This window comes from Ensifer sp. Root278 (assembly GCF_001429285.1).
Taxonomy (GTDB): Bacteria; Pseudomonadota; Alphaproteobacteria; order Rhizobiales; family Rhizobiaceae; genus Ensifer.
Map to the genome: position 1 here is coordinate 43,764 of NZ_LMJJ01000018.1, position 12,600 is coordinate 56,363.

General features: G+C 59.7%; 12 protein-coding genes. 5 read left to right on the forward strand and 7 right to left on the reverse strand.

The genetic code is table 11. The features are described from left to right. Positions 1–54: 54 nt before the first annotated feature. Positions 55–3,360 (reverse strand): Ti-type conjugative transfer relaxase TraA, encoded by a 3,306-nt coding sequence (gene traA / locus ASE60_RS15665; RefSeq protein ID WP_057251493.1) that lies wholly within the window; start codon positions 3,358–3,360, stop codon positions 55–57. A gap of 249 nt (positions 3,361–3,609) precedes the next feature. On the opposite strand from traA, the gene traC reads away from it, so the two are divergent. From traC to ASE60_RS15685, 4 genes are read left to right on the forward strand one after another with little or no spacing between them, the layout of a single operon-like run. After that, a complete protein-coding gene (gene traC / locus ASE60_RS15670) occupies positions 3,610–3,879 on the forward strand; it encodes a conjugal transfer protein TraC (protein WP_057251494.1) in 270 nt (89 codons plus the stop codon). 4 nt (positions 3,880–3,883) lie between these two features. Continuing rightward, on the forward strand, positions 3,884–4,099 hold the full coding sequence (traD, locus tag ASE60_RS15675) for a conjugal transfer protein TraD (protein WP_057251495.1): 216 nt from the start codon (positions 3,884–3,886) through the stop codon (positions 4,097–4,099). Next, positions 4,086–6,008 carry a Ti-type conjugative transfer system protein TraG gene (traG, locus tag ASE60_RS15680; RefSeq protein ID WP_057251496.1) on the forward strand — a complete coding sequence of 641 codons (1,923 nt, stop codon included), beginning with the start codon at positions 4,086–4,088 and terminating at the stop codon, positions 6,006–6,008. The genes traD and traG overlap by 14 nt, the downstream gene beginning before the upstream one ends. Positions 6,009–6,033: 25 nt before the next feature. Next, entirely contained in the window at positions 6,034–6,366 is a 333-nt protein-coding gene (locus ASE60_RS15685) for a WGR domain-containing protein (RefSeq protein WP_113133049.1), read from the forward strand. Between the two features lie 110 nt (positions 6,367–6,476). Here the strand turns inward: ASE60_RS15685 and ASE60_RS15690 are convergent, their stop codons facing one another. Beyond that, positions 6,477–6,788, reverse strand: coding sequence for a DUF736 domain-containing protein (locus ASE60_RS15690; RefSeq protein WP_057251497.1), 312 nt, complete (start codon positions 6,786–6,788; stop codon positions 6,477–6,479). A gap of 425 nt (positions 6,789–7,213) precedes the next feature. Here ASE60_RS15690 and ASE60_RS35375 point away from each other — a divergent pair, with 425 nt between their 5' ends. After that, a complete protein-coding gene (locus tag ASE60_RS35375) occupies positions 7,214–7,393 on the forward strand; it encodes a hypothetical protein (RefSeq protein WP_057251498.1) in 180 nt (59 codons plus the stop codon). Between the two features lie 464 nt (positions 7,394–7,857). On the opposite strand, the gene ASE60_RS15700 is transcribed toward ASE60_RS35375, so the two are convergent. The 5 genes from ASE60_RS15700 to ASE60_RS15720 form a co-directional block, all read right to left on the reverse strand. Beyond that, positions 7,858–8,712: a DUF932 domain-containing protein gene (locus tag ASE60_RS15700; protein WP_057251499.1), complete on the reverse strand. Its 855-nt coding sequence runs from the start codon at positions 8,710–8,712 to the stop codon at positions 7,858–7,860. Between the two features lie 647 nt (positions 8,713–9,359). Further along, positions 9,360–9,956, reverse strand: coding sequence for a mobile mystery protein B (locus tag ASE60_RS15705; RefSeq protein WP_057251500.1), 597 nt, complete (start codon positions 9,954–9,956; stop codon positions 9,360–9,362). After that, positions 9,953–10,414 (reverse strand): mobile mystery protein A, encoded by a 462-nt coding sequence (locus ASE60_RS15710; RefSeq protein WP_057251501.1) that lies wholly within the window; start codon positions 10,412–10,414, stop codon positions 9,953–9,955. Before ASE60_RS15710 ends, ASE60_RS15705 begins: the two co-directional genes overlap by 4 nt. Positions 10,415–10,799: 385 nt before the next feature. Next, positions 10,800–11,087, reverse strand: a complete 288-nt coding sequence (locus ASE60_RS15715; protein ID WP_057251502.1) for a helix-turn-helix transcriptional regulator — start codon at positions 11,085–11,087, stop codon at positions 10,800–10,802. A gap of 5 nt (positions 11,088–11,092) precedes the next feature. Further along, on the reverse strand, positions 11,093–12,430 hold the full coding sequence (locus tag ASE60_RS15720; RefSeq protein WP_057251503.1) for a HipA domain-containing protein: 1,338 nt from the start codon (positions 12,428–12,430) through the stop codon (positions 11,093–11,095). Positions 12,431–12,600 lie beyond the last annotated feature (170 nt).

Genomic DNA, 12,600 nt, shown 5'->3' on the forward strand with positions numbered 1-12,600 from the left:
GGATCGGTCTTTGACGCCATTGGCGCGTTGTTCCTGAACGAGGGGAGACGTTTGTCACTTGAGGCCGAGCCCCTTCGTTTGCGATTGGCGGTGCGTTTCAGACAGTTTCAGGCCCTTGGCGAGGCGATCACGCGCAGAAAGCTCCTGGATCGTGCGCATCAGGTCCCAGGCCAGTCGCACTTCAGTCTTCTGTTGAGGGGTCATACCCGCGGTGACGGACGCAAAGATCTCGCCATCCGGCACCTTGGCAACAACCCCGAGGAAGGTGCGCTCGCCGAACCTTTGGCTAACCGCCGTTGAAAATCGCTCCAGTTCTGTTCTGACTGACGGGTCGAGCGATGTGCGTTCAAGGCGTGCCGGATCATGCCGGTCGAGCGCTTCGCGCATGTGTTCGAGCGACCGCTTGGCCGCCGGAGAGAGAGCTGGGATCTCGATCGCCAATTTCGAACGAAGGGCATTTTCCTCCGCTACATACATGCGTTCGGCCTCAGTGCGTGCGTGAATAAAATCCGCGAGGTTTCGAGCGAGCGCCGGCACATTGAGAAGTGCCGTGTCGCGATCGTGCTTGTCGGATCGGCCCGCAAACATTCCGGTCCTGCCGTTGAGCGCGCCGAAACGCTGAGGCTCGCTGGCGAGCTTTTGCAGGACGGCCGCAGCGAGCGACGCATCTTTCAGCATGGCATCGACCTTGGCGGCCGCAAACGCGACCTCCGGCTCGGCGTAGACGAGCTGGAAGCGTGTCGAGACGTCTTGCCATCTCTCTCTCAAGCCCACGTCCGACGCGAGCCTATCCTCAACCGCTTGCTCGACAGATCTCGCAAAAACCGTAGTCGCGGAAACCATGGGTCCTTGAACGACGAACACCGAGGCCGCGTACTCAAGCTTGCCCCGCGCGAGCCCGATTGAGGAAGCGACACCGGCCAGTCGCGCGCCCAGGTCCGTGAGCGTTTGCTTTTGCCGGATAATCCAATGAAGCCGGTCGCGAACGATCCTGCGGGCAACGCTCATCAGGTGAAAGCCGCGTGCCTCTGCAAACCGCAGGGCCTGGCGATAGAGAGGTCCCGTCCCGTAATCGAGCGTCGTTTCCTTGGCGTTGCGACGTGACAGGATCGCCACCAGGCCACCTGACTTTGCGAAGGAGCGGCGGCCGTAATAGACGGCGAGTTCGTCGCGATGGCGTGTCATGGCGACATAGGTGAGATGGCGATCGAGTGACAGGGAAGCCAGCACCTTCGCCCGATCGACGGTAGCGCCCTGCGACTTGTGGATCGTCGTCGCGTATCCGTGGTCGACATTGTTGTAGAAGCGCTGCTCGACGGTAATGTTGTGCCGATGTGTCCCTTCGCCGATGGTTGCGATGAGGCGGCCAGGAGCCGCCTCTACCACGCGACCAAGCATACCGTTCTTGACGCCGAGGCTGGCCTCGTTCCTCAGGAACACGATCTGATCGCCGGCGGAAAAATCGCGATTTCCGTCTGCTGTCTTGAACGCAACCCCTTGGCCGACAACGCCGCGTTCGACGAGTCTCGCGCGAGCAAGCGCATTGAGCATGCGCACATCTCGGCGCAGGTGCGCGAGGATCAGACTGGTCTTTGTCGGGAGATACTCACTGTCCCAATCGGTGATGAGGCGTTCGACAGCTTCAGATTTGAGCTCCGCACTGATTATCTTGCGATTGGCGCGATACGCATCCACCGCCTCGCCAATCCTGCCCCGCGCCAGATCGAGCGAAGCGCTGCGCATCCACGGTGTGCGCTGGCGATAGATGGTTTGGAGTTCGGCATAGCCGACCCGGTCGACGATCGCGCGAAATGCGGCACCGGCCTCGATCGGCTGAAGCTGTTCGGGATCGCCGACGAGAACAAGTTTCGCGCCGGTCTTCACGATGACTTCGACGAAGTACGCCATTTGCCTCGACGAGACCATGCCGGCCTCGTCGAGGACAAACACTGTTCTGTCGTCGAGACGGTCGATACCTTGTGCCCAACGCCGCTCCCACGACGAAAGCGTGCGCGAGGCGATGCCCGCCTCCTTCTCCAGTCCCTCGGCCGCCTTGCCAGCGAGAGCCCCGCCGACAACGCGATACCCCGCCGCCTGCCAGACCTCGCGAGCGGCTTTCATCATTGTTGTCTTGCCGGCGCCGGCGCGGCCAACGACTGCAGCAAGAGAGGCATTTTCGGTCAGACGTTCGATCGCTGCCTTCTGCTCATCAGAAAGTTCAGGGCTGCGATAAAAAGCCGTATCCAGAACCCCGCGCCGCACGCCATGCGACGCTCGCCTTGCAAGCCAGGAAGCGCGGTTCACCATCTCCGCTTCGAGCCGGATAAGCTCCCTGGTCGTGTACCGTTCCGGGGTACGCACCCCCGTCTCAAAGTCGATACGCTCCCCGGTCAGGCGCAAAGCCCGAGGGTCTTGCAGGATGCGCGACACCAACGATCGGAAGAGCCCCGCATCGTCGATGTAGCGATGAAGTATCTTGGCGACGTCCCGCTCATCGAAGACGCTCTTTTCGCGGGCGATCATTTCAAGGACGATCTCCGGGCGGCGCACGATGCGACCCGCATTTTCTCGGCGTCGAACCTCCTGAAGTTCGAGGCGGTCCAGCAAAAGCTGCTTTTCCGATGCGGCTGACTTCCGCTCGATCGCCTTGGCGCCGACGCCGACATGGATCGTCGGCTCCGCCTCGATCCCTTGACTATTGTAGGAACGCCCGTCCACGCGGATGTCGAGGCCCGCAAGTGCCAGATGCCTGTTCTGGCACTCGAACCAACCGTCTCGAAAGACGTTGAAATCGTCGGCGCCGCCGGCCCACAGTTCATAGACAATTTTACCGGCATCGTTGCGCAAAGGCCGGCCGTCCGGCGACAACACCTGTACCTTCTTGGCTCCGAACCCTTCGGCCGTAAGCGGCCGCAGCGTCGTCATCAGGTGAACATGCGGGTTGCCTGGTGCATCATGATAAACCCAATCAGCGACCATGCCTCTGGAAAGGATGTGGCTCGCGACGAATTCGCGCATAAGTGCGATGTTCTGGTCCGCTGTAAGTTCGATCGGCAAGGCGATCGTGACATCCTTGGCCAGCTGAGCATCGGAGCGCTTTTCGAACACTTCGACCCTGTTCCAGAAGGCCTCCGATGCGCCTGACACAGAGCGATCGGCGATCAAGGAGGAAAGCCAGGCTGGCGCATCTGCGGGTACCACGAACTCTTCATGCAGCAGCCCTTGCTTGGCGCGATAATCGACAGCGCGGGCCTCGCGTTCGAAGTCCATCTTCGCGCAGTGGCGATAGGCGGCCGACATCACGGCGCTGCGGCCCGCGCCGCGGGCGACGATGCTGACTGAGAAATGAGGGACGGCCATTTCGACAGACACTCCTGATCGCAAGCGAAATCAACGCGTTTCGAGAGGAGGGATAAGATTGCCGAGATCGCAAATCAGGACGTCGCGCCAGCGACGTATAATTGCGCCCTTGGATGCCGCTCCTTCGGAACGACCGGGATAATCGTCAAAGGCGTTGGCGGTGCCAACGGACAGTTTTGTCCCTGGATGGGCCGACCCATCCAGGGAAATCTCGTGCCGTTCGAAACACGGCACGAAAGGACAATCGGAATGAAAAAGCCTTCTTCGAGAATTCGAGAGGAGATCGCAAAACTCCAGGAACAATTGCGACAGGCCGAAACCCGCGAAGCCGAACGGATCGGTCGTATTGCCTTGAAGGCGGGCCTCGGAGAGATCGAGCTCGACGAGACCGATCTCCAGGCCGCCTTCGAGAAACTGGCGGCACGCTTTCGCGACAACGGGGCAACAACGGCAGCAAGAAACAAGGCGACCCCGCCGCTCGACGCTGGCGCGGCTGAGAGCCGCACTGACGGGGCTTGAGCGGATGGCACGCGCGATCAAATCCGATGCCCGGCGAAAAGATGCCCGGGAAAAGATCGAACTGGGCGGCCTCATCGTCAAAGCGGGCTTGCGTTACGAGACGCGCGCACTGCTGCTCGGCGCATTGATCGAACTTGGCGAGCGGCTGCAGCGCGACGAAGGCGAGCGTCCACGCCTGACAGCAATCGGCGCGGAGGCCTTTCGCAATGGGCGGGGGTAGGATCGCGCTCGCGGCGGCGCCTGTCACTCTGATGGTGCTAACCTCAATCGCCACGACAGGGGCGGAGGACTGGCTCGTGGGGTTCGGCAGGACGGAACCTCAGCGCGCGCTATTCGCCCGAGCAGGTGCCGCGTTGCCCTATGTTCTCGCCGCGATCACCGGCATCGTCTTCCTGTTTACCGCCGCTGGATCCGCCAACATCCGCTTCGCGGGATGGGGCGCATTCGGGGGAGGGCTGGTTTCTTGCGTGCTCGCGCTCATCGACGGGTACCATCACACTACCGACCAAGACCCATTCCTGCCTTTGCAGTTCCAGATGATACCCATTGAACCGTCGGCGCTCATTGGCGCGGTCGCAGCACTTACATCGTCAGGGTTCGGATTGCGGGTCGCGATGATCGGAAACGCTGCCTTCGCAAGTACCAAGCCGAGGCGCGTTCGTGGCATGCGCGCGATCTACGGTGAAGCCAACTGGATGAAGCTTTCACACGCAAAAAGGCTCTTTCCGGAGGCGGCGGGGATCGTGATTGGCGAGGGCTACCGGGTCGATGAAGACAGCGTCGCGGCCATACCGTTTAGAGCAGACAAGCCTGAGACCTGGGGTGCGGCCGGTCGGTCGCAGCTTTTGTGCTTCGATGGCTCTTTCGGCTCGTCGCACGGTCTCGTCTTTGCTGGTTCAGGCGGCTTCAAGACGACCTCGGTAACGGTACCGACAGCGCTCAAATGGGGAAGCACGCTCGTCGTCCTCGACCCTTCCAATGAAGTGGCGCCAATGGTGGTCGATCATCGCAAAGCCGCCGGCCGGGACGTTCGGACACTCGACCCGAAGAAACCCAAGGCGGGGTTCAATGCACTCGACTGGATCGGCCGGTATGGCGGAACCAAGGAGGAGGATATCAGCGCGGTTGCGTCCTGGATCATGAGCGACAGCGGTCGCGCGATCGGGGTGCGCGACGATTTCTTCAGGGCATCCGGGCTGCAGTTGCTGACCGCACTCATTGCCGATGTCTGCTTGTCTGGTCACACGCGCAAAGAAGACCAGACGCTCAGGCAGGTTCGCAAGAACCTTGCGGAACCGGAACCGAAGCTGCGCGAACGCCTGCAGGCAATTCACGCGAACTCGAGCTCGGACTTCGTGAGAGAAAACGTCGCTGCATTCGTCAACATGACACCGGAGACCTTTTCCGGCGTCTACGCCAACGCGGTGAAGGAAACGCATTGGCTCTCCTATGAAAACTATGCAGGCCTGGTCTCAGCTAAGAGTTTTTCGACGGAACAGCTCTTGAACGGATCGCTGGACGTCTTCATCAATATCGATCTGAAGACACTGGAAATGCATCCAGGCCTTGCTCGCGTCATCATCGGATCCTTCGTGAACGCGATTTACAATCGCAATCGCTTCGGCGACGATCTGGCTCTGTTCCTCCTCGACGAGGTGGCCCGCCTCGGTTACCTGCGCATTCTTGAGACGGCACGCGACACCGGCCGCAAGTACGGGATATCACTCACGCTGATCTTTCAGTCGATCGGCCAGATGCGCGAGACCTTCGGCGGCCGCGACGCCACGAGCAAATGGTTCGAGAGTGCGAGCTGGATCTCGTTTGCCGCCATCAACGATCCTGAAACGGCCGAGTACGTTTCAAGGCGCTGCGGCGCGACGACCGTCGAAGTCGATCAGCTGAGCCGCAGTTTCCAATCGCGGGGGTCGTCACGTACGCGCTCGAAGCAGATTGCGGCGCGGCCGCTCATCCAACCGGACGAAGTGCTGCGAATGCGCGCTGACGAGCAGATCGTGTTTACGGCGGGAAACGCGCCTTTGAGATGCGGTCGCGCCATATGGTTCAGGCGCGCCGACATGCGAGGCTGCGTCAAGCAAAACAGATTTCGCACTCCGCCGACAACCACCTGATTTTTCCCGACGATCCATCACAATCATGAATCGATCAGGCCGGATCGATTCAAAACACTCGTTGGACGGGAATCCGGGCATCGCCGATGGTACTCCCATGCTCAGTCAGCCCTACCATCTATATGTCGAACGAACCGACGCAAACAGGAACATGGCCCGGTTCTATGCGCTGTCGATCGATCGGACGCTATTTGGAGAGGCCTGCCTGACGCGGCGCTGGGGAAGGATCGGTCAAAGAGGCCAATCGATGGTCCATCATTTCGACAACGAGCAAGAGGCGGTCGCGTTGTTTCTCGACGTTCTCAGGAAGAAGCGCACCCGGGGATATCGGCCAGCGGTAAAACGCCCCTCGAAGTGACGACGAAGTTCGCCGAACGCAGTGAGAACCGATGCGGCCGCGAACGGTGGTCGTAATCGCTTGGGCGAACCACGAGAGGTGGCCCCGCCTGGAGGCGGGGCCCAGTTGCCTCAGTCCCTGTTGGAGCGAGACCAGATCAGCTGGTAGCCGTCTTCGCCTTCGACTTCCGCAAGCGTCGCGTAGATTGGAGCGGGGAAGCTCGGGTCGTCGAGCTTGACCGAGAGGTAGTCGCGGCCAGTCTGTTCGGAGCTCTTCTGCCAGGCCGCACCGAATTCGACGTTGCCGGCATAGATGCGGAAGTGAGGACCTTTGTCGGAGGGGTGTTCGATCCGTGCGATGCGAGCCTTGACGTTGAGGGTCAGCGTACGGATCGACCCGTTGAAGCCGTTGTCGGTGGAGGTGAAAGTGCCAATGGTTGCCATGTCGAAGTTCCTTTCTCGTGTTTCGGGCCGCGCCCTTCGCGGCCTCGATGGCTGTCGAAAGGACCGGGGACGATCGGACCGCACCCATAGGGCCAAAATGAAATGGAGGGCGGCAAGGAGCAGTTTTGTTCGATGGCGAGGAATGGCGGCTTGAGCCGCCAGGGGTAAGAAAACTGCGGATGCCGTTGCGGGAGGACGATCGAGGCTCCAGCCGCTTTCCGGTCAGACACGCCCATCGAGCCCGCGCAGGACGCTGCCGCAGCAAGAGAGAACATTGCCCTGGCAAGGTAGGTGAAACAGGACCATCCTGCGGACTTCGTCTCTGTACCGGCCCGCTCGCACCGCATCTCCATCCTCGATCAAGGCAGAGTTGCCAATGGGCTAGCGCACGATCGTTCGATTGGGATTCGTCACCTGGGGGAACCATGCGCCAGCAGACAACGTCATTCATCGTTGAGATTAAACAGTCGCGCAATCCGAAGTCCGGCACGCGGAAAACGTCGATCTGGGGAAAGTTAGATCTCAGGGCGAGCGACGAGCTGCTTGAAACGACACGGACCGGACAGGAGGCGGCTGCTCCGGCTAAGGTCAGCGAGCAACGTTAACCCAACGCCGGTCGCATCGTTGTTCGAACCGAATGTAGGTTGGAAAGGGGCCGGCGACGACGCCAGCCCCAATCTGATAGTTGCTACACTCGCGGTTTCGATCGACCGCTCAAACACTCTAGGTCAACTTGGGGCGGGCACAAGATTGCGGCGGGGACGCACTAAATATCCCCCGTCTTTCCACCGGTCGTCCACAAGATAGGCAAACCCTACTGCAATGAAAGAAAAACCGTTTTCGCGCGACGCGACGATTACCATCGGCTTGCACGGATGTGGATAAATTTTCGGGCGGGCAGGGGTGTTTGAGGGGCGGGGCTTTGGGGCGCCCCTCAATCCGTCAGCTGGGAGGCGTGCTTTGCCCATCCCGATTTGTGCCGGATCTGACGCAATCCAACCGGAAAAGAAGTTGCCGTCGAAGATCGCCTCGTATCCAGACTGTTCTGGACGCGAGGCGATTGAAACCATCATCGGTTGCGCAGCAATCTGGCCATGCGTTCCCCTACAAGCCAAAGAGCCTTGTTGAGCTTGATATCCTGATCGATGCCATTGATCGGGCGTGACGTTGATCTGCGCGGCCTGCCAGTTTCATCGCGGCCCACACCGCGCAACCCACCTTTGATGCTGTTTTCTTGAACGACATTCCATACGGTCCAAAGGTCATCAGCGCGATCCTCCTGGCGACGGGGCACAAGCAGTTGTTCTGGCTTGATCGGTGTCGTCACAGCGCCGTCGGCGTCACCAAAGCGAAGCAGATGCGCCGCCTCCGCCAACACCTCCTTTGCATCCCGCCCCATTGTGAAGCTCGACCAGTCTTGGGGCGCTGCCAGAGCTCGTTCGGCCTCCGCGAGCACGCGATAGGTTCCTTCGATCACCTTGCCTTGAACATCTCCGGAGTGCCGGACTTTGATCGCGTCAATCGTTCCGGTGTGGGCCACGAGTGAATTGAGGCAGCAAACTCGGAATAGCCCCGCGAGCAACTCATAGGCACTCGTTCCATCATTTGCGTTTTTGAGGAGAATTTCGCAGACGGTGTCACCCACTTTGTAGACATTTCCGTCATCGAGGCGACGAAGACGGATAAGGTGCTTGGTAAAGTTGGCCTTTCCTTCCGTGCGGCTGACTGACTGGCGCGCTCCGACCGGCGCGAAGCCCTCCTTCATCAGCCCACGCAGGATTTCGATTGTCGGGATTGGCATGAAGCGCTTGGAGCGGCTTTCGTGTGCCGAAGTCGCGAATATCGAAGGCGCAATGGTGCGCATCTCATCCTCGGAGAGCGCGCGACCCGTGTCGAAACGGGCGGTTTTGGCGTAGATGCTCATACTTAGATCTCCTTTTCCCTTGGACCGCGAAGCAGGGCCGCGTCCTGCTTCCCGGGGCCGCGCGAGCGGTGGGGACGGAGGGGGAAAGCAGTCTTCGCGGGGAACCGCCTGCACGGAAGCGCAGCGAAGGAAGGTGGGCGGAAGACTGTTTGGGGGAGAGAAGGGGCAAAGTCCCTCGGCCCCCTTCAACCGATCCGATAGGCTCGGTCATTTCACAAAGAAGCGTATCGGAGCTTTCAGCATAGCGCCGCGTCCTCGCGGGAAAGCGGGAATTCGCGTTACGTGAAGGCGGAAAAAGGGCCGCCGCAGGAGCTTCAACATAGTGGCCCGAAGGGAAGCGGGACCGACTGCCCCCGTCCGAAGCGTTCCGGTAGGCTACTTTGAGCACGGGTGTTGCAAAGGCATCTGCCGCATTGGTGTTCTTTGGTTCAAAATTGGACGCCACATCACTTTAAATTAGACGAACGGCATGCTGGAGGATGCCGCCGACGGCAGTATTTGGGTTTTCCGACAACGCACTGGGCGTGAACCAGGAACAGCCGGCCGATCCTCTCCGGTGTCTCCGGTGATTGGCAGTGCCCGCTTCGATTTCCGCAATCTATGTCGGCTAGGGCCCAAGCCCTACCCATGACCAGTGGCGACATTTGTCAGGTGCGCGCGAATAGCAGCAGCGGTGCGATATCATGGTTGTCGGCTGCACGAAGTGCCGCCATGTAACGGGTGCGAAGCTCGCCGACATCGGCCAGCGTCCCGCCACCCCAGCTGAAATGTTCGCCGCCAAGGCGCTCGATCAGAAGATCGGCTACCAAGCGAGCGTGACGACCATTTCCGTTGGGAAATGGATGGATGGCAACCAGGCGATGGTGAAACCTGATCGCAATCTCATCCGCCGGAAATGTCTGATGCCCAATCCAATAGTGGACGTCGCTTAACAGGCCCGCCAGCTCCATTCCGATGCGGTAGGGTTGGACGCCGATGTTGCGCTCCGTCGTTCGGAAGACGCCGGCCCATTCCCAGACGTCGCCAAGCATCCGCTTGTGCAGTGTTCGCATGAAATCCTCGCTGAGCAGTCGCTCAAGCGATACGCGTCGACGACCACGCGCCCAGGCCGCACCTTCGACAATGTTCTCCCGCTCTGCCTCGTTGAGATCACGACGGTGCGTGATCCATGTCTGAAGGAGCCCCTCGCGCTCATTTGGTTCCAGGGGTGTTGCGTCCTCAGGCTCCTGAAACAGGTCCGTCATGTCTCATTCCAGAGGTCGCGTTCGGAGAGCCTGTCGCGAATGTATGCCTGGACACGGGATTCGAGGTCAGCTTCGTCCGTGCCCTGAGCTTCGAGCCGCATCGTGTGCGCGACGCGGTGAAGCTCCCGCGTCGCGATCTTCCTTGCGCGCGCCTCGATGAGAGCCTCCAGTGAACTGTTGGGAACAAGTGCGTAAACGAGCGTGCAATCCAGCGCCTCAGCTGCGCGACGCAAGGTTTTGAGTTGGATCGTGCCTGCGGCTTCCGACTTCTCTATGGCTTCTACGGTTTGGGGTCGCACCCCAATGCGCGCGCCGAGCTGGGCACCCGTCATCCCGAGCGCGTCACGCAGTGCACGCACCCATCCTTTCGGCGGCGCCTTGAACCGATCGATTGGTTGGAGCGGCCGAAGTCTTTCATCGAGGCGCAGGCGCCCCCTTTTGCGACTATCGCTTTTCATCCACGTTCTTCAGACTGTGAGCTGATCGTACAACAACTTTTATCAGCATGCAGGCTGATTATCAACATGCACTATTCACGCTACAGTATGATTCTATCAATTAACGCATCAGCCTGCAGTCTGTTGATCGTGTGCGGAAATTAGCCTGGAGTCTGCCCCTGGTCACCTGCGTGGATGATTGCAAGCTCTCACTCTGATTTGGAGCAGAGAGTATACGCTCGCCCTGGGGGCCTGGGCCCTCAGCGCATCGGAGTTCATGCCATCAGCCTGCTGACGCCAATCGCCGTTGAGCTTCAGACATAGCGCTGCTCGCGTTTGCACAGGATCTCGGCCAACCGATCCGGTAACCTCCAGAACGGATGCAACACGTCGAGCGAGAACCTGATTAAGGATCCTGCCGTCGCTTCGGCACGAAACCCACTGCGAAGCCAAACAGCCGGCCAATCTTGTCCAACGTCTCCAATGTCGGGTTAGCAGTGCCCGCTTCGATTTCCGCGACCTGTCTACGAGTAAGGCCGAGGGTGTTGGCAAACTCCTGCTGCGTGAGGCCTATGCTTTTGCGCATATCCACCACAGCATCCGGCAAATGCAAGCCGCCGCGTCGCGCCTGTTCTGCAAGATCCTGGCGCATCACCGAAACCTGCTCTTTCGTCGGCTTTTTCCAGCGTGCCACTTTGATCAGGCTCCTTCCGGTTTAGAGAACGCGTCATCAACACCGTCAGCGATCTCGCTGCAGCGCATCATGGCTCGTTCGATGATGACGTCCGGCGCTCCCAACTTTTTCGCATGGCTCGGCACCAGTCTGAGGCGCTGTGCGAAAGCCTGCAGCTCTGACATCAGCTTCCTCTGAACATCGCGGTCCGGCCAGACCTCAGCACAAATCCGTTTCCAGTCAGGAGAATGGTCCAGGCCGCCGTCACGCATGGAGGCCCAACGGGTAGATCGCACAACACCCTCTTTCGCCAACCGCATGGGAGCAAAGTCAAAGAGTGGTGACAGTCGGATCATTCCGTTGGGGTACTTGCTCAACGCGGAGTTACGACCGTGATTATCGGGATTGCCGAGCGCGAGGTTGGCGATATCGCGTTTCAAATATTCTGCAATGTCGGCAATCGGGTCATCGGAATGTCGTTTCAGTAGCTCGATGTAGGCCTCATGTGTGCCGATGTGACCGAACTCTGCAACACCGAGCGCCGAAACGAGGCTTTCCTGTCCGAGCCGGATCGTCTCCCCATTCGCGCTAAGGCTCCGGTCAAAGCGAGGGATGATCAGCACACCGTCAGCGTAAATCGACGGTTCTTTGACTTTGAGACCAAGTTCCAAGGCAATGCGCGAATAGATCGCTTCGCCTTCAAGTATGGTGCGGTCAACTGCTTCAGGGCCACGAACAAGCTTGACGATGACGTGCCGTAGGGCCTCGTCGTCGGTCACGATGCTGTCGGGATAAAAGAGCCCGTTCTTCGCCTGGGTCATTGACACTTTTGGCCACTCACCCTGCAGTCCACTAGAACCGGAAGCCAACATTGCGAAACGGTCGGCAACTTCCATGAAGCGGTCCGATCGCCCGAGGATATCCGCCTCCGTTACGCCCTGGCGCTGCAAGCCGCTCAATCGAGCGGACTCCGCCTCTGCCGCTTCCTTGATGCGGATGTTGCCAATTCCGCCCGTTGCGGCTCGGAGGAGCAAAGATAGATCCGATGAACGAGCCACTTCGTCGAGCCCCATATGCTCAGCCAACTTTCGCCGTGCATGGCCTTGTGGCATGAGATCCAGGAGGAAAGCTGGCCAGTGACGGCTGTACCGATTTTCAAGGTCAATCGGATAGCGAACAGACAATGCGCGGTGATCGCAGACCGTCTGACCCGCGGCGAAACCCTGCGCGGCCGTGGCGAGAAAGTAGTCGAGATCGTAGTCGACGACCGAACTACCGACGTAGCCGGCATCGTCGTCTTTCAGCTCAAGAGCTGCCGCGTCGTGCCATTCGCCGTCGAAGTGGATCTGCAGCGTTCGTTTCATTGTCGACCCCTTTGATGGGATCATTACCGTCGAAATTCGAACTTATCAACCCCCTAAAAGGGGCAATAGTGGCAATGTGGCGGCCAGGTTGAACTGTCCGCTTTGGCGCAAAGTAGAAATGTCACTTGAGCTGCCCTACTGCACAGCGACCAGCCCCGATCTGACCGGCT